At 68.6% G+C, this 16,085-nt stretch carries 18 protein-coding genes; 9 read left to right on the top strand and 9 right to left on the bottom strand.

Annotated elements, in window-relative coordinates:
- The 4 genes from ER13_RS10945 to ER13_RS10930 all read right to left on the bottom strand — a co-directional run.
- Positions 1-673, bottom strand: a 673-nt coding sequence (locus ER13_RS10945; RefSeq protein WP_052005040.1) for a MotE family protein, incomplete at its 3' end; no start/stop codon positions are given.
- Between the two features lie 17 nt (positions 674-690).
- Positions 691-1,281 (bottom strand): DUF6468 domain-containing protein, encoded by a 591-nt coding sequence (locus ER13_RS10940; RefSeq protein ID WP_035309205.1) that lies wholly within the window; start codon positions 1,279-1,281, stop codon positions 691-693.
- The gene (fliM, locus tag ER13_RS10935; RefSeq protein ID WP_008260695.1) at positions 1,281-2,321 is read right to left on the bottom strand and encodes a flagellar motor switch protein FliM; all 1,041 of its coding nucleotides are present in this window, start codon (positions 2,319-2,321) and stop codon (positions 1,281-1,283) included. Before fliM ends, ER13_RS10940 begins: the two co-directional genes overlap by 1 nt.
- 2 nt (positions 2,322-2,323) lie before the next feature.
- Positions 2,324-3,001, bottom strand: coding sequence for a flagellar basal body-associated FliL family protein (locus tag ER13_RS10930; protein WP_035309203.1), 678 nt, complete (start codon positions 2,999-3,001; stop codon positions 2,324-2,326).
- A gap of 178 nt (positions 3,002-3,179) precedes the next feature.
- Between ER13_RS10930 and flgF the strand changes: the two genes are divergently transcribed.
- From flgF to ER13_RS10890, 8 genes are all read left to right on the top strand, one after another.
- Positions 3,180-3,920: a flagellar basal-body rod protein FlgF gene (flgF, locus tag ER13_RS10925; protein WP_035309201.1), complete on the top strand. Its 741-nt coding sequence runs from the start codon at positions 3,180-3,182 to the stop codon at positions 3,918-3,920.
- Between the two features lie 14 nt (positions 3,921-3,934).
- Positions 3,935-4,723: a flagellar basal-body rod protein FlgG gene (gene flgG, locus ER13_RS10920; protein WP_035309199.1), complete on the top strand. Its 789-nt coding sequence runs from the start codon at positions 3,935-3,937 to the stop codon at positions 4,721-4,723.
- Positions 4,724-4,726: 3 nt separating this feature from the next.
- Entirely contained in the window at positions 4,727-5,338 is a 612-nt protein-coding gene (locus tag ER13_RS10915; RefSeq protein WP_035309197.1) for a flagella basal body P-ring formation protein FlgA, read from the top strand.
- Between the two features lie 11 nt (positions 5,339-5,349).
- Complete coding sequence (flgH, locus tag ER13_RS10910; protein ID WP_008260909.1) at positions 5,350-6,090, top strand: flagellar basal body L-ring protein FlgH; 741 nt, start codon at positions 5,350-5,352, stop codon at positions 6,088-6,090.
- A 98-nt stretch (positions 6,091-6,188) separates the two neighbouring features.
- Entirely contained in the window at positions 6,189-6,659 is a 471-nt protein-coding gene (locus ER13_RS10905; protein WP_035309195.1) for a hypothetical protein, read from the top strand.
- Positions 6,660-6,709: 50 nt separating this feature from the next.
- Positions 6,710-7,171, top strand: a complete 462-nt coding sequence (locus ER13_RS10900) for a hypothetical protein (protein ID WP_008261582.1) — start codon at positions 6,710-6,712, stop codon at positions 7,169-7,171.
- Between the two features lie 11 nt (positions 7,172-7,182).
- Positions 7,183-7,689: a hypothetical protein gene (locus ER13_RS10895; protein WP_035309193.1), complete on the top strand. Its 507-nt coding sequence runs from the start codon at positions 7,183-7,185 to the stop codon at positions 7,687-7,689.
- 63 nt (positions 7,690-7,752) lie between these two features.
- Positions 7,753-9,543: a DUF885 family protein gene (locus ER13_RS10890; RefSeq protein ID WP_035309191.1), complete on the top strand. Its 1,791-nt coding sequence runs from the start codon at positions 7,753-7,755 to the stop codon at positions 9,541-9,543.
- Positions 9,544-9,697: 154 nt separating this feature from the next.
- Here ER13_RS10890 and ER13_RS10885 read toward each other — a convergent pair whose 3' ends face one another.
- Genes ER13_RS10885 through cysG form a run of 5 tightly spaced genes read right to left on the bottom strand, consistent with a single transcriptional unit; the run spans position 9,698 to position 15,123 of the window.
- A complete protein-coding gene (locus ER13_RS10885; RefSeq protein WP_035309189.1) occupies positions 9,698-10,696 on the bottom strand; it encodes a cysteine synthase A in 999 nt (332 codons plus the stop codon).
- A gap of 36 nt (positions 10,697-10,732) precedes the next feature.
- Positions 10,733-11,812, bottom strand: a complete 1,080-nt coding sequence (locus ER13_RS10880; RefSeq protein WP_035309186.1) for a phosphoadenylyl-sulfate reductase — start codon at positions 11,810-11,812, stop codon at positions 10,733-10,735.
- The gene (locus ER13_RS10875; protein ID WP_035309185.1) at positions 11,796-13,466 is read right to left on the bottom strand and encodes a nitrite/sulfite reductase; all 1,671 of its coding nucleotides are present in this window, start codon (positions 13,464-13,466) and stop codon (positions 11,796-11,798) included. Before ER13_RS10875 ends, ER13_RS10880 begins: the two co-directional genes overlap by 17 nt.
- Positions 13,466-13,741: a DUF2849 domain-containing protein gene (locus ER13_RS10870; protein ID WP_035309183.1), complete on the bottom strand. Its 276-nt coding sequence runs from the start codon at positions 13,739-13,741 to the stop codon at positions 13,466-13,468. The genes ER13_RS10875 and ER13_RS10870 overlap by 1 nt, the downstream gene beginning before the upstream one ends.
- Positions 13,738-15,123 carry a siroheme synthase CysG gene (cysG, locus tag ER13_RS10865; RefSeq protein ID WP_035309181.1) on the bottom strand — a complete coding sequence of 462 codons (1,386 nt, stop codon included), beginning with the start codon at positions 15,121-15,123 and terminating at the stop codon, positions 13,738-13,740. The genes ER13_RS10870 and cysG overlap by 4 nt, the downstream gene beginning before the upstream one ends.
- Before the next feature lie 125 nt (positions 15,124-15,248).
- On the opposite strand from cysG, the gene gcvA reads away from it, so the two are divergent.
- Positions 15,249-16,085: transcriptional regulator GcvA (gene gcvA, locus ER13_RS10860; protein WP_035309180.1), on the top strand; the 837-nt coding region annotated here is incomplete at its 3' end.

The raw sequence follows: 16,085 nt of genomic DNA, 5'->3' as shown, positions 1-16,085 counted from the left end.
GTGCGGCCGGGGTCGCGGCGGGCGGCGGCGTCGCGGCTTCGGCGGCGGCGCGGGCGGCCATCTGCTGGGCCTGGAACCGGGCGGCCAGTTTCTCGGTCAGTTCCTTGGCCTGGGGCGCCGTCATCTGGGCCATGATGGCGGCCAGGGTGCGCGGACGCATGGCGGCGGCGACCGGCAGGCGGACCCGATCCTCCAGGCTGGCCATGACCGGCGCGGCCTCCTTGGGGCGCATGGCGGAATAGACCTGGACCAGCCGATCGATCTCGGCCTTCTCGCGCTCGTCGACCTGGCCCAGCATCTGTTTCATCTCGGCCTTCAGCGCCGCCAGGGCCTGAACCTTGGCGTCCAGTTTCTGCTCGGCGGCGACCATCAGCGGCAGGGTGGTCGCGAAATCCTGGTCGCGCGCGTCCAGTTCGGTGCGGCGCTGCGACAGCGACTGGATGATCTTCAGTTCGGCCGGCGAAATGCCCGCCTGCTGGGCCAGTTGTTCGGGCGACAGGGCGCAGGTGCCGGGCAGGGCCGGCTTGGCCGGGGCGCCGGCGGCGGCCGGCGCCTCTTCCGCCCAGGCCTTGGCGCCCTCGAACAGGCCGGGCGCGACGCCGACGGCGCGCACCGCAACAACCCCGCCAATGGCGACGGCGATCAGGGGCAGAAGGCGGGGTATGCGAGCCATGAAATGGGGTTCCGAACTCAGGCGGCGAACAGATCGTCGTCGAGATTACGACGCGCGGCGTTGAGGCTTTGTTTGGCGGAATGGTTAGCGGAGCCGACGGAGGTCAGGGCCTGGACGATGGCGGCGACGTTGTCGCGACCCGCCGGCGCCCCGGCTCGCGACGTCGCGGCGGGGCCGGACATGCCCTGAATGCGCTGGGCCAGGGCGGCCATGCGCCGGGCGCGTTCGTCATCATCATTGACCACGGCGGCGGGCGAAGGCGCGGACGCGACCGGCCGAACGATTTCGGGGCGCGGGGCCGTCTCTTCCTGTTGCAGCCGCATCGGCGCCGCGACGGGGGCGCGGGCGATCAGGGCTTCCAGCTGTTGCTTCACCTCGCGCGCCTTGATGATGCGGTCGTGCAGCAGGTCCGTCTCCTGGCCCGAGGCGCGCAGGGTCGCCAGGGCGGCCTCGGCGCGACCGGCGGCGGCGTTCAGTTCCGTCACCGCCTGGGCGAAGGCGACCTGGCCGGTGCGCAGGGCCGACAGCTTGCGTTCCAGCTTGATCCCGTAGCCCACCGCCGCGACGAGCAGCAGCATCAGCACCGCATCCATGATCATGCCGGTCATCAGCGGGGTCCTCTTATGCGGGCGGCGATTTCCGGGTTCACCGGGCCTTCGATGCGGACGGCGATATGCTGACCCTTGCGGCCCATTCGCCCCGTCGTCAGGGGGATGGCGCCGGCGCGGATCGAGACTTCCGAATCCGGCGTGGCGTTCAGCATCATCGTATCGCCGACCTTGAGGTTCAGCACGGTGGACAGGGGCATCATCTGCTCGTCCAGCACGGCGCGCACCTCGGTCTCGGTCGTCCAGAGTTCGGTGGCCAAGTGGCCTTCCCAGATGTTGTCGCGGCCGAACTTCTCGCCCATGAACTGCTGCAGCAGCATTTTCCGGATCGGTTCCAGCGTCGCATAGGGCAGAAGAAGCTCGATTCGCCCGCCGCGGTCTTCCATGTCGATGCGAAGCTTGATCAGGATGGCGGCGTTGGCCGGCCGGGCGATGGCGGCGAAGCGCGGATTGGTCTCCAGCCGGTCCAGGTTGAAGGTGACGGGCGTCAGGGGTTCGAAGGCCAGGCGGGCGTCGTTCAGCACCACCTCCACCATCCGCTGCACCAGCACCCGTTCGATCGTGGTGTAGGGGCGCCCCTCGATCCGCAGGGCCGCCGTGCCGCGACGCCCGCCCAGCAGCACGTCGACGATCGAATAGATCAGATTGGAATCGACCGTCAGCAGACCATAGTTGTCCAGTTCCTCGGCCCGGAAGACCGCCAGGATCGCCGGCAGCGGGATCGAGTTCAGATAGTCGCCGAAGCGGATCGACGAAATATTGTCCAGCGACACCTCGACGTTGTCCGAGGTGAAGTTCCGCAGCGAGGTCGTCATCAACCGCACCAGGCGGTCGAACACGATCTCCAGCATCGGCAGGCGTTCGTAGGAGACGAGCGCCGAATTGATGATGGCGCGTATGCCGGACTTTTCCGAACCGTCGTCGTCGCCCAGGTCGAAGCCCAGCAGGCTGTCGATCTCGTCCTGGTTCAGGACGCGTTCGGACAGGGCGTCCGCCGGATCGCCCATGCCGCCGAAGGAATCGAGCGCCGTATCGGTCATGCCTACTGCACCAGCATTTCTTCGATCAGGACCGCGTCCACCTTGCCGGGCGCCGCGACCAGATTGACGCGGCGCAGGATTTCCGCCCGAAGCTGGTAGGTGCCGGCCGAGCCGCTCAGATCCTCAGGACGCAGTTCCCGCACGAAGCCGGTGAACATGTCCTGCAGGCGCGGCATCTCGGACTGAAGATGCGTCGCCACCTCGGCGTCGTGCATCTCCAGCGTCAGCTTCAGCTTCAGGAAGGTCGGCCGGCCGTCGGCCGACTGGATGTTCATGACCATGTCCGGCAGGGTGTAGAAGGTGACGCCGTCAGGCCCTTCGCTGATCTTGCCCAGAGCCGGATCGGCTTCGCCGCCTTCGGCGGGCGCGCCGTGTCCGCCGCCTTCGGCCTTCTTCTCTTCCTTGCCGTGACCGCCCTTTTCCTCAGCCTTTTCCTCGCCGTGACCTGCGGCGGCGGCTTCCTCGCCATGGGCCTCGGCCGGCTTGGGCTTCATCAGGAAGAAGGCCGCCGCGCCGCCGCCGCCCAGGACCAGCAGGGCCACGGGCGCGATGATGAACAGGATCGGCAGCTTCTTTTTCTTGGGCGCGCCCTCTTCGCCCTCGGCCGCGTCCGCATCGACCGACTTGTCGGCGGGCGCATCGGCGTTCGGGTCGCCCTTCTTCTTGCCAAACTTGAACATGCGCTCGCCCCGGAGAATCTCATGGGGAGGATCGGCCCGGCTTGGTTAACGCGACGTTTACAAACGGCAGTTTTTGCCGGGCGTCACCGGCCTCCCGCCCCCTCAAACCGCCATTCCTGCTGGATTAACCCTGTTGGCACGGTCGTTGCGAGGGAGAAATCGAAGGAGCACGCCACTCGTGGAAAACGCCGCCTATATCGGATTGTCCCGTCAGATGACGCTGCGCCGCGAACTCGACATCGTGGCCAACAACGTCGCCAACGCCGACACCACCGGATTCAAGGTCGAACAGCTGATGGTCGGGACGGAAGTGGGCCAGCGCGCCCGCAACGACTCCATCCGCCCCTCGGCCAGCTTCGTGCTGGACAACGGCGTGGGCCGCGACTTCGGCCAGGGCTCGATGTCCCAGACCGGCCGCCCCCTCGACTTCGCCATCGCCGGCGAGGGCGCCTTCTTCACCGTTCGAGACGGCGCGGCCGGCGAGGCCTACACCCGCGACGGCGCCTTCACCATGGATCCGGAAGGCCGGCTGACCACCAAACAGGGTCAGGCCGTGCTGGGCGGCGGGGCGGAGATCGTGCTGGACCCGGCCCTCGGCGCCCCCTCCGTCGGCGCAGACGGCACCATCACCCAGAGCGGCCAGATCACCGGGCGCCTGTCGGTCGTCCGCTTCGACACGCTCGGCGTGCTCGAAAAGGGCGGTGACGGCCTCTATCGCAACGGCTCGAACGTCCAGCCGGTCGAGGCCAACGACGTCCAGATCCATCAGGGGTCTCTGGAAGCATCGAACGTCAATTCGCTGACCGAAATCACCAATCTCATTGAGATCAGCCGGGCCTACGAAAGCATCACCCGAATGATCGAGAACACCAATGACCTGAGCCGTCGCGCCGTCGAGCGCCTCGGCAAGGCCGCCTAAGGGAGAGCCGGACAATGCAAGCGCTCAGAACCGCAGCCTCGGGCATGGCCGCCCAACAGCTGAACGTGGAGGTCATCTCCAACAACATCGCCAACATGAACACGGTGGGCTTCAAGAAGCAGCGCGCCGAGTTCCAGGACCTGCTGTACCAGAACGTCGAACGGATGGGCGCGCAGTCGTCCAGCCAGGGCACCGTCGTTCCGACCGGCATCCAGATCGGCGCGGGCGTCAAGGCGGGCGCGGTCTATCGCGTCACCGAACAGGGCACGCCCCAACAGACCGGCAACGACTATGACATGGCCATCGACGGAAAGGGCTATTTCCAGATCACCCTGCCCTCGGGCGAGATCGGCTACACCCGCGCCGGCAACCTGCAGGTCAACCAGGAAGGCCAGATCGTCACCGACGACGGCTATGCGCTGCAACCGGCCGTCACCATCCCGCAGGACGCGACTGACGTCACCATCTCCAAATCGGGTCTGGTCCAGGTGACCCAGGCCGGCCAGACTGCGCCGACGACGGTCGGCCAGATCGAACTGGCGACCTTCTTCAACGAAGCCGGTCTCGAGGCCATCGGCGACAACCTGCTGCTGGAAACGGCCGCTTCGGGCGCCGCCAACATCGGCACGCCGGGCAGCCCGGGCTTCGGAAAGATCCTGCAAGGCTACACTGAAGCGTCCAACGTCGACTCCGTGGCCGAGATCAGCGCCCTGATCATCGCTCAACGGGCCTACGAGATGAACTCCAAGGTCATCTCGACCGCCGACAACATGCTGTCGGTGACCGCTCAGGTGAAGAGCTAAGCCATGACCCGTATCCGTCGCGCCCTGGTTCTCGCCGCCGCCCTCGCCGCCGTTTCCAGCGCCGCATGGGCCGGACCGGTTTCGCTGAAGTCCAATCCTGTCGATGACGACGGTCGCGTCACCCTGGGCGATATCTTCGACGGCGCCGGCGCCGCCGCCGAAGTGGTCGTGGCCCAGCGGGTCGGCCCGTCGGTGGTGATCGAGGCCGGCCAGCTTCAGGCCCAGGCCCGCCAGGCCGGTCTGGACTGGACCAATCCCAATGGTCTGCGGCGCGTCGCCGTCCGTCGATCGACCGGCCCGGTTTCGGCCGCCGTCGCCCAAACAGACCTGCAGGCCTCTGCGCCCCAGAACCGTCCCGTCTATCGTCCGGCCGGCGGCGGACAGCAGGTCATCGCCCGCAACGACATGGTGCGCGTCACCTATCAGGTCGGCGGCGTGAACCTGAGCATCATGGGCAAGGCCATGCGCAACGCCGCGCTGGGCGAGCCCGTCGCCGTCCTCAACACCGCCTCCAACCGTGTCATCGACGCCGTCGCGTCCGGTCCGGGCCAGGCTGTCGCCGGCCCCGCCGCCGACAGGGTCCGCGCCAATCCTCAACAGTTCGCCGCCCGCTAGGGGAATCCGTCATGCGCAAGATCCTGATCGTCGCCGCCGTCTCCGCCGCCGCCTCGCTCGGCGCCTGCTCCACCGCCATCGAGGCCGTGCGTGGCCCGGAACTGGCCCCCATCGGCTATCCGGCCGCGCTTGTGCCGGCGCAACAGGCCTATATGGCCGACCCCAGTCTGCGTCAGGAAGCGACCCCCGCCAGCGCCAACAGCCTGTGGCGCGTCGGCGCCCGCACCTTCTTCGGCGATCAGCGCGCGCGTCACATCGGCGACATCCTGACGGTCAGGATCGATATCGACGACCGGGCCCAGACCCAGAACTCGACCCAAAGGGCGCGCTCGAACACCTCGGCGAACGGAGTCTCCAACTTCTTCGGCCTGGAGAGCAGCCTGGGCCGCGTCTTCCCCGGCGGCTTCGACCCGGCCAACATGGTCGGGCTGGAAGGAAAGACCAACGCCGCCGGTTCTGGTTCGGTCAACCGCTCGGAAAAGGTCTCCCTGACCGTCGCCGCCGTGGTCACCGACGTCCTGGCCAATGGCAACCTGGTGATTCAGGGTCGGCAGGAAGTGCGCACCAACCGCGAAGTCCGCGAACTGACCGTCGCCGGCATCGTGCGACCCGAGGACATCTCGTCGGCCAATTCGATCAATCACACCCAGATCGCCGAGGCCCGCATCTCCTACGGCGGTCGTGGCGACATCAGCCGGATGCAGGCGACGCCGGCCGCCCAGAGCCTGGTCGAGCGGTTCAGCCCGTTCTGATCCACTGATGCCGCTTGGCAACAGGACGACAGCGGCTCAAGCGGAGCCGTGAACCCTTGATGCGTAACCGCGTTTGTTCGTCAGACGCGAGTATTCACATGTTCAAGGTTCTGATCCCCGCCGCCGCTGCTGTCGCCCTGGTCGCCTTCGCCGCCAGGACCCAACCGCTCGACGCCTTCCCACCCGTCGAGACGCCGACGATGAGCTGGCATCTCAGCCATGAAGGCGCGATGGCCAAGCTGGCCTACGGGGTCGAGAACTCGGACCAACTGGCCCTGATGGTCACCTGTTCCCCCGGCGACGCCGCCGCCGTGGTCTATGGCGACGTCCAGCCGGATACGCCGCGTCTGATCGCGGCCTCTCACGGCCCTGCGCCCCTGGATCCCATGAGCGGCGGAGACGCGACGGAAGCCCGCCTCTCCCTGCAGGACGCCAGCCTGACGGGGCTGGCTTCGCGCGGCGCGATGCGCGTGCAGGGCGACTCCGGGCGGTTCGTCCTGAAGGCCGGCCCGGATGAGCGCCGGATGATCGCGGGCTTCCTTTCCTATTGCGGATCGTCGCGCGCTTGACGAAATGGGTGGAGACGCCATTTCGCGTCGCCATCAGCGGGGGCTGATCCATGAACCTTGTTCTCGCGGTCGCTCTGGCGGCGGGCCTGCAGGCGGCCGCCCAGCCGCCTTCACCCCCCTTGGCCTGGACCTGGACCCTTTACGAGAGCGAAGGCCCTGTCGTCCTGGCCAACGAGGTGACCGACACCCCGGCGCTCAGGGCCACGCTGCAGTGTGCGCCCCGATCCAACGTCGCGACCGTCACCCTCTACGACACCGACGCCAGGTCCGCGCCGGAGACCCAGCCCGGCTTCGCCCGACTGACGTCCGGCGCGGCTTCGACCACCAGCGCGGCGCGAATCGGGCGCGGCGGAAGGCTGGAGGTCACGCTGCGCACCGATCATCCCCTGTTCGCGGCCTTTGTCGGCTCCGGCGACATGGCGATCATGACGGGCGACCGGACCGGGGCGGTAAAGGTCGAACGCCCCCATCTTGCCAAGCTTCGCCGCTTCGCGGATCGTTGCGCCGGATAGGAACACCGATCATGCGTCTGCTGAAGCCCTTGTCGTCCCTGCTCGCCCTGTCGGCCCTGTCGGCCCTGGCCGCCTGCGCCACGCCGGCGCCGGTCTCGACCTCCATGGCGGACGCCGGCGCCCCGGCGCCGACGCCGAACTATGATTGGTTCCTCAACCAGGAGGCCCGGGAAAACACCCTGGCCTACGGCGTCGCCAACAGCGACGAGGTGAAGCTGAAACTGTTCTGCGGCTCCGGCTCGGGCGCGCTGGAGCTGGCCGCCGTCCTGGAGAAGCCGTCGCGGCAGCTTCATCTGGAATCCGGCGGCGACACCGAAAACTATCCGGCCACCTCCGAAGACGCCGGCGTCACCGACGGCCACTACGCCGAGGCCAAGGCCCGCACGCGCGATCCGGTCTTCCAGCGCTTTCGCCGCCTGGGCTGGATCGCGGTCTGGGACGGCGACCGGCGGCGGACCTACGCCGCCCACCCCCAGACGCGCGCCGACATCGAACGCTTCTTCGTCGCCTGCGACTGATCCCGACGGCTTGACGCGCCCCGCCGGCTCGGCTTGCCTGTACGGGCTGTTCTGGAGGGCGTCATGAAGATCTCTTACCTGGCCGTCGCGGCCCTGCTCGCCGCGGGGTCGCCGGCGGCCATGGCGCAAGCCTCGGCGACGCCGGCCCCAGCCGCCCTCACCCCCAGTCCGGCTGACGCCGCCCTCGACGCCCTGATCGTCGATTACGAGGCCTATCTGAAGTCGATCGACCCCTTCGCCGCCAGCAGCGAGGGCGACGTCGAGGCCATGGGCCGGGTTCCCGACCTGTCGCGCAGCTTCGAACTGGCCCAGCGCGCGCCGCTGGAGGCCTTCGTCGACCGGCTCCGAGCCATCGACCCGGCAAGTCTTTCCCACGCCGGCGGCGTCAACCACGCCTTCCTGCTCTACACCCTGAACCGCAGCCTCGAGGGGCTTGATTACGACACCTCGCGCCTGGCCTTCGACAGCGAGGGCGGCCCTGGAACCTGGGCCCTCTATATCGGCGGAAGCACCCGCCTGAATTCCGTCGCCGAGGCCGAGGCCTATATCCGCCGCATCCGGGGCTTCGGACACATCTACGCCCAGACCACCGACAACGCCCGGCGCGGCCTGGCCACCGGCCTGGTCCAGGCCCGTTCCGTGACCGAGAGCGCCCTGGCCGGGGCGCGCAACGACGTGGCGATCACGCCCAACGCCGAGCCCCTGCTGAAACCCTTGTCCACCCTGCCCCCGACCGTGTCCCAGGCGGACAGGGATCGTCTGACGGCCCAGGCCGCGTCGGCCGTGGGACAGGCCATCGTCCCGGCTCGCCAGGCCTGGCTGAGCTTCCTCGAGACCGAATACCTGCCCAAGGCCCCGGTCGAACCCGGTCTGGGAAACCGCCCCGGCGGCAAGGCAATGTACGCCTATCTGGTGCGAGGCCACACCACCACCGACCTGACGCCGGACCAGATCCACCAGATCGGCCTGTCCGAAGTCGCCCGCATCCGCGCCCGCATGGATGTGGAGATGAAGGCCGCCGGCTGGACCGGCGACTTCGCCGGCTTCCTGGCCTTCCTGCGCACCGATCCCCAGTTCTACGCCCAGACGCGCGAGGCCCTGATCGAGAAGACGTCGGAGATGGCCAAGCGCGCGGACGGCGGCCTGCCCGCCCTGTTCGCCACCCTGCCCCGCCTGCCCTACGACGTGCAGCCGGTCCCGCCGCAGATCGAGGAAAACTACACCACCGGCCGCTACAACGGCGGCTCGATGCAGAACGGCGTCGCCGGCCATTATGTGGTCAATACGTCGAAGCTGAACCAGCGCCCCCTGTACGAACTACCGGCCCTGACCCTGCACGAGGCGGTCCCCGGCCACCACATCCAGATCGCCCTGCAACAGGAGGCCGAGGGCCAGCCCTACTTCCGTCGTCAGGCCAATGTCAGCGCCTTCACCGAGGGCTGGGGCCTGTACGCCGAATATCTGGGCGAGGAGATGGGCTTCTACCGCACGCCCTATGAACGGTTCGGCCGTCTGTCCTACGAGATGTGGCGCGCCTGCCGCCTGGTCGCGGACACCGGCCTGCACTGGATGGGCTGGTCAGAAGAGCAAGCCCGCGCCTGTTTCCGCGACAACTCGGCCCTGGCGCCCCACAATATCGAGACCGAGCTTCAGCGCTATATCGGCTGGCCGGGCCAGGCCACGGCCTACAAGATCGGCGAAATCCGCCTGCGCGAGATCCGCGCCCGGGCCGAGCGCGAACTGGGCCCGAAGTTCAACATCCGCACCTTCCACGACGCGCTGTTGACGGAGGGCCCGCTGCCGCTGGCCCTGCTGGACCGGCGGATGGATGCCTGGATCGCGGAGGAGAAATAGGACCTTCCCCCGCTCGCGGGGGAAGTGTCAGGCCGTGGCGCGCAGCGACACGCCTGACGATGGGGGAAGTCTTCTGTTCAAACGAGACTCCCCTCTCCGACCCTAGTCCGCTGCGCGGACGCCGGGCCACCTCTCCCGCAAGCGGGAGAGGGTCTCAAGCCCAGCCTGGAACCGGCAGTCCCTTCGACGTCAGGAATTCCGGGTTGAACAGCTTCGACGCATAACGCGAGCCCGGATCGCACAGGCAGGTGACGATGGTCTTGCCCGGCCCGATCTCGCGCGCCAGCCGCACGGCGCCAGCGATGTTCACCCCGGCCGATCCGCCCAGCGACAGGCCTTCGTACTTCACCAGATCGAACAGGATCGGCAGGAACTCGGCGTCTTCGATCCGATAGGCCTGGTCGGGCTTGAAGCCTTCCAGATTGCCGGTGATCCGCGCCACCCCGATCCCCTCGGTGATCGACGAGCCCTCGCCCGTCATCTCGCCCTTGGTGAACCAGTTGAACAGGGCCGCGCCGGCAGGGTCGGCCAGGGCGATGGTCACCTCGGGCTTCTTCTCACGCAGATAGGCGGCGACGCCCGAGATGGTGCCCCCCGAGCCGACGGCCGAAACGAAGGCGTCGATCCGGCCGCCGGTCTGTTCCCAGATCTCCGGCGCCGTGGTCGTGTAGTGGGCGTCGCGGTTGGCGGTGTTGTCGAACTGGTTGGCCCAGATGGCCCCGGCCTCTTCGCTGTCGTTCAGCTCGGCCGCCAGACGTCCCGAATAATGGACGAAATGATTGGGGCTGGAGAAGGGGGCGGCGTCCACCTCGACCAGGCGCGCGCCCAACGAGCGGATGGCCGACTTCTTCTCCTCCGACTGAGTGCGGGGCATGACGATGACCACCGGATGGCCCAGGGCGGCGCCGACCAGGGCCAGGCCGATGCCGGTATTGCCCGCCGTGCCCTCGACGATCGTCCCCCCCGGCTTCAGCGCGCCCGACGCCCGCGCGCCCTGGACGATCGACAGGGCGGCGCGGTCCTTGATCGAACCGCCGGGGTTCATGAACTCGGCCTTGCCCAGGATCTCGCAGCCCGTCGCGTCGGACAGGCGGTTCAGGCGCACCAGAGGCGTATGGCCGATCAGGTCGATGACGGACGGTATGACGGACACGTTTCAGCTTTCAGGGGAGGTCGAACGGGAGGGAGATCAGGCGGCGACCTGACGTCGCCCTAGGTGGATGCCGCACTCGACCTTGTCCATCCCCGACCAGCGTCCGGCGCGCGCCTCTTCATCGTCCTGGACCGCGCGGGTGCAGGGCCAGCAGCCGATGGAGCGATAGCCCTGCTCGACCAGCGGGTGGCGCGGCAGGTCGTGCGCCTCCAGCCAGGCCTCGACGTCCTCGGCGTCCCAGTCGGCCAGCGGATTGATCCGCAGCACCCCGTCCAGCACCTCGAACGGCTTCAGTTCGGCGCGCGTGGCGGCCTGATAGCGTTTGCGCCCGGTGATGACGGCGTTGAACCCCGCCGTCGCCCGCGCCAGCGGCCGCACCTTTCTCAGGTCGCAGCAGGCGTCGGCGTCGGTCCGCCACAGGTCGTCGCGGGCGTCCAGGCTCGCCTTCTCATTCGCATCCGGCGTCACCAGCCGCACGTCGGTCAGGCCCAGGGCCTTGGTCAGCTGGGTGCGATAGGACAGGGTCTGGAGGAAATGCTGCCCCGTCTCCAGGAAGACCACCGGCACGTCCCGGTCCGTCTCGGCGACGATGTGCAGCAGGGCCGCCGATTCCGCCCCGAACGAGGATATGGCCCCGACGCGCAGCCCCAGGTCCGGATCCAGCGCCGCCTTCAGGATTTCCGAGGCGTCCTTGCCCTCAGTATCGCGGTTCAGCCGGTCAGCCAGGGCTTGCAGATCGGGATCGTTCGACGCCGCCCGTCGCCTCTGCCAGATGGTCGGCGCCGGATCGACCGCCGGCTGATAGGACCCGCTGAACGCCTGGTCCATGCGCGCCCACGCCGCCGCGTCGGCGCCCGGCGCCAGTTCGACCGCGTCAAAGCCCGACCGCCGCAGATGGCGCGCCTGGTCCGGCAAGACCTTGCCCGCCGCGATCAACCGCCCGCCATAGCCCCGCTCGCGCAGCACCGCCGCCAGCGAGAAGCCGCGCCCGTCGCGAAAGGCGTCGAACTCCAGCACCAGGACGTCGGTCGCGGCGGCTGCGGCCTCGACCTCGTCCAGCGGGGTCGTGACCGACAGGCGCGGCCCGTTCTGCACTCCCTCAAGCGTTTGCAGCATCGAGCGTCTCATAGATGGCGTCGCGGAAGGGATCGGGTCCGACACGGCGCACCGTGTCGATGAACCGCTCGCCCTCGGCGCGGATTTCAAGATAGCGGTCCAGGGTCCGCTGGATGGCGGGCGCCACCTCGTCCGCCGGCAGGCTCTTGCCGACGATGTCGCCCAGGGCCGCCTGTTCGTCGGGCGAACCGCCGACGGTGATCTGGTAGTATTCCTCGCCTTTCCGATCGACGCCCAGCACGCCGATGTGGCCGACGTGGTGGTGGCCGCAGGCGTTGATGCACCCGCTCATATTGATCCGGACCGGCCCCAGCTTCTCCTGATAGTCCATGTCGGCCAGCCGCTTCGACAGGGCCTGGGCCACCGGGATCGACCGGGCGTTGGCCAGGCTGCAATAGTCCAGCCCCGGGCAGGCGATCACGTCGGTCGCCAGGTCGGCGTTGGCGGTCGCCAGTCCCGCCGCGTGCAGCGCCCGCCACAGCCTCGGTACATCGTCCAACTTCACATGCGGCAGGACCAGATTCTGCTCATAGGCGGCGCGCAGTTCGTCGAAGGCGTATCGCTCGGCCAGATCCGCCACCGCGTCCATCTGATCCGCCGTGATGTCGCCCGGCACGCCCCCGACCGGCTTCAGCGACACCACCACCGAGGCATAGCCCGCCTGCCGGTGCCGCCGCACATTGTTCCTCGCAAACCGGGCGAAGTCCGGATCGGCCAGCAGGGCGCGGTCGAACGGGGCACTGACCTTGGGCAGGTCCTCGAACGGCGGCGGGGCGAAATAGGCCTTGATCCGCTCGGCCTCGTCCTCGGGGATCCGCAGGTCTTCCAGGCGCAGGGTAGCGTAATGCTTGTCCACCTCCTCGCGGAAGGCCTCCAGTCCGACCGAGGCGACCAGGATCTTGATCCGCGCCTTATGGATATTGTCGCGCCGCCCCAGCAGGTTCCAGGCCCGCAGGATGGCGGTCAGATAGGCCAGCAGGTCCGCCGCCGGCACGGCCGAAGCAATCTCCTGGCCGATATGGGGCAGACGCCCCTGCCCCCCGCCGACGAAGACGCGGAAGGCGGTCCCGCCGTCCTCGCCACGCACGATCTGAAGCCCCACGTCATGGGTCCGGATCGCCGCCCGATCCTTCTCGGCGCCGATCACCGCGATCTTGAACTTGCGCGGCAGGAAGCTGAACTCCGGATGGATGGTCGACCACTGGCGGATGATCTCGCACCAGGGGCGCGGATCCTCGATCTCGTCGTCGGCCGCCCCGGCGAAGACGTCGGTCGTGGTGTTGCGGATGCAGTTGCCCGAGGTCTGGATGGCGTGCATCTCGACATCGGCCAGGTCGCTCAGGATCGCCGGCAGGTCGGTCAGGGCCGGCCAGTTGTACTGGATGTTCGTCCGCGTGGTGAAATGGCCGTAGCCCTTGTCATAGGTGCGGGCGATATGGGCCAGCCGGCGCATCTGCCGGCTGTTGAACGTCCCATAAGGAATGGCGACCCGCAGCATATAGGCGTGCAGTTGCAGATAGACCCCGTTCATCAGCCGCAGCGGCTTGAACTCGTCCTCGGTCAGGGCGCCGGACGCGCGGCGCGCCACCTGGTCCGAGAATTCCTCGACCCGTTCACGCACCAGGGCGTGGTCGAACTCGTCATAGCGATACATCAGCCCACGCCTCCCGCGACGCTGTGGCCGACGGTCGGTCCGGCGGAACGAATCCGCTCCTTCAGCCGGTCGCGGCCCGAGGGCGTGCGGTCCTGCACCTCGACTAGATAGGGATTGACGAAGATGTCCGGTCGCCCGGCGACCTCGGCCAACACGATCTCGGCCGTGGCGTCGTCCAGGGTCGAGGCCTGGTCGAGGCCCTCCACCGGCTGATTGTCCACGCCCGCATAGATGACCCGGCCGTCCGACAGGCGGTTTGCAGTGACGATCTTCACGCCGCCACCTCCGCCCGCACATCCAGCTGGGCCGCCGAAAACGCCGCCGTCTCGCCGACGAACAACAGGGCCGGCCCGCTCAGGTCGGCGCCGCGCACCAGGGCGCCCAGCCCGTCCAGACGGCCGGTCAGGACCCGCTCATCCGGCCGGCTGCCGTTCTCGACGATTGCGACCGGCGTTGAACCCAGACGCCCCGCCGCCATCAGCTTGGCCGCCGTCTCCTCGGCCCGGTCCACCCCCATATAGATGGCCAGGGTATGATTGGGCCCAGCCAGTCGGGTCCAGTCGGCGTCGACGCCGCCAGGCTTGGCCTGGGCCGTCACGAAGGTCACCGCCTGGGCGTAGTCGCGGTGGGTCAGCGGAATCCCCGCCGAGGCCGCGCAGGCCAGGGCCGCCGTCACCCCCGGCACCACAAAGACCGCCACGCCCGCCGCCCGCATGGCCTCCAGCTCCTCGCCGCCGCGCCCGAAAACGAAGGGATCGCCGCCCTTCAGCCGCACCACTCGGTGGCCCGCCTTGGCCTCCGCGATCATCAGGGCCTCGATCTGGTCCTGGGGCACCGAATGTTCGCCGCGCGCCTTGCCGACATACAGGCGTTTGGCGTCGCGCCGCGCCCGCTCCAGCACGGCGTCCGGCACCAGACGGTCGTGAATGATGACGTCGGCGTCCTGAAGAACCCGCAGCGCCTTCAGGGTCAGCAGCTCCGGATCGCCCGGCCCCGCTCCGACGATATGGACCACGCCCTGTTCCGGCGCGGCCGAATTCAGCAGACGCAGCATCTCGCGCCGCGCCTCGGCCGTGCGGCCCGCTGCGGCCAGGTCGGCCGCAGGCCCCCGGAACGCCTTCTCCCAGAACCGCCGCCGGGCCATGAAGTCGGGTACATTGGTCTTGACCGTGTCCCGCAGCTCGCGCGCCAGCCGGGCCACATTGGCCAGACCGGCCGGCAGCACGCCCTCGATCCGCGAGCGCACGTCGCGCGCCAGTATGGGCGCCGATCCGCCGGTGGCGACCCCGATCACCACTTCGTCCCGGTCGATCAGGGCCGGGGTCTGGAAGTCGCTCAGATGGGGCTTGTCCACCACATTGACCTGGGCCCCCGCCGCCCGCGCCAGGGCGCCCAGCCGCGTCAGCTCATCCGCATCGTCCAAGGCCATGAAGACCAGCCGCGCACCCGCCAGATCGTCGGCCTCCGGCGTCCGCAGCACCGGCTCCGGCGCCGTCAACGGCGTCTCCATCTTCGGCGGCGCGCCGTCGGGCGCGAACCACAGCAGCTCGGCCGGCGTGTTCAGAAACAGTCGCAGCTTGGCCAGGGCGGGCTCGCCGCCGCCGATGATCACGATCTTTGCGGCCTCCAGCGGGATGGCGGCGAGAAATACACGCATGGGTCTTGCTTTCAGGGTCGCCGGGAGAGGAAGAAGGGACAACGGCAGGACGCGAACCATCGGCTTCCCCGCCCAGACCCGCAAACCAGATTGCCTTTGTCGCGCTGATAGGATTTCTAACGGCGATGGCCCGTTCCCTGCTCCCGCTCAACGCCCTGCGCGCCTTCGAGGCCGCCGCGCGCCACCTGAACTTCTCGCGCGCCGCCGACGAACTGTCGGTCACGCCGGGCGCCGTCAGCCAGCAGATCCGCTTGCTGGAAGACATCGTCGGCGGGCCCTTGTTCGTGCGTGAGGCGCGCGGCCTCCAGTTGACCGATCTCGGCCGCTCCTCCGTCCCCCTGCTGCGCGAGGGGTTCGAGCGGCTGATGGACGCCTCGGCCCTGCTGCGCGAACCGCCGCGCCGCAAACAGGTGTCGATCAGCATCGCCCCCGGCTTCGCCTCCAAATGGCTGATGCCGCGGATGGACGACTTCCACGCCGCCCATCCCGAGATCGAGCTGTGGATCTCCGCCGACATGGAGCCGGCCGACCTGACCGAGGGCAAGGTCGATCTCGCCGTCCGCTATGGTCCCGGCGACTATCCCGGCCTGACCGTGGACCGGCTGATGACCGAGACGGTCCTGCCCGTCTGCGCCCCGTCGCTGATGGACGGCGAACATGCGATCCGCAAACCCGCCGACCTGGTGCGCCACATCCTGCTGCACGACATGTCCAACGACGGCGACCCCAGCCGCCCCGACTGGGCCATGTGGCTGAAGGCGCGCGGCGTGCGCCACCCCGACCCGCGCCGCGGTTCGCGCTTCAACCAGTCCAGCCTGCTGATCGAGGCCGCCGTCTCCGGCCGCGGCGTCGCCCTGGCCAAACGCACCCTGGCCCAGGCGGACCTGGCCTCGGGCCGTCTGGTCGCCCCCTTCCCCGACGGCTCGGAAGCGGTCGGCTTCGCCTATTCCGTCGTCCAGCCC

The organism is Brevundimonas sp. EAKA (assembly GCF_000698025.1).
GTDB lineage: Bacteria > Pseudomonadota > Alphaproteobacteria > Caulobacterales > Caulobacteraceae > Brevundimonas > Brevundimonas mediterranea_A.
The sequence above is the reverse complement of the archived record's forward strand: the minus strand, read 5'-3'. Positions and strand labels throughout refer to the sequence as shown.

Bases quoted from the DNA above. Each gene is read 5' to 3' on its own strand.
- ER13_RS10940 (WP_035309205.1), bottom strand. From the start codon at position 1,281: ATGACCGGCATGATCATGGATGCGGTGCTGATGCTGCTGCTCGTCGCG.
- fliM (WP_008260695.1), bottom strand. From the start codon at position 2,321: ATGACCGATACGGCGCTCGATTCCTTCGGCGGCATGGGCGATCCGGCG.
- ER13_RS10930 (WP_035309203.1), bottom strand. From the start codon at position 3,001: ATGTTCAAGTTTGGCAAGAAGAAGGGCGACCCGAACGCCGATGCGCCC.
- flgG (WP_035309199.1), top strand. From the start codon at position 3,935: ATGCAAGCGCTCAGAACCGCAGCCTCGGGCATGGCCGCCCAACAGCTG.
- ER13_RS10915 (WP_035309197.1), top strand. From the start codon at position 4,727: ATGACCCGTATCCGTCGCGCCCTGGTTCTCGCCGCCGCCCTCGCCGCC.
- flgH (WP_008260909.1), top strand. From the start codon at position 5,350: ATGCGCAAGATCCTGATCGTCGCCGCCGTCTCCGCCGCCGCCTCGCTC.
- ER13_RS10905 (WP_035309195.1), top strand. From the start codon at position 6,189: ATGTTCAAGGTTCTGATCCCCGCCGCCGCTGCTGTCGCCCTGGTCGCC.
- ER13_RS10900 (WP_008261582.1), top strand. From the start codon at position 6,710: ATGAACCTTGTTCTCGCGGTCGCTCTGGCGGCGGGCCTGCAGGCGGCC.
- ER13_RS10895 (WP_035309193.1), top strand. From the start codon at position 7,183: ATGCGTCTGCTGAAGCCCTTGTCGTCCCTGCTCGCCCTGTCGGCCCTG.
- ER13_RS10890 (WP_035309191.1), top strand. From the start codon at position 7,753: ATGAAGATCTCTTACCTGGCCGTCGCGGCCCTGCTCGCCGCGGGGTCG.
- ER13_RS10880 (WP_035309186.1), bottom strand. From the start codon at position 11,812: ATGCTGCAAACGCTTGAGGGAGTGCAGAACGGGCCGCGCCTGTCGGTC.
- ER13_RS10875 (WP_035309185.1), bottom strand. From the start codon at position 13,466: ATGTATCGCTATGACGAGTTCGACCACGCCCTGGTGCGTGAACGGGTC.
- cysG (WP_035309181.1), bottom strand. From the start codon at position 15,123: ATGCGTGTATTTCTCGCCGCCATCCCGCTGGAGGCCGCAAAGATCGTG.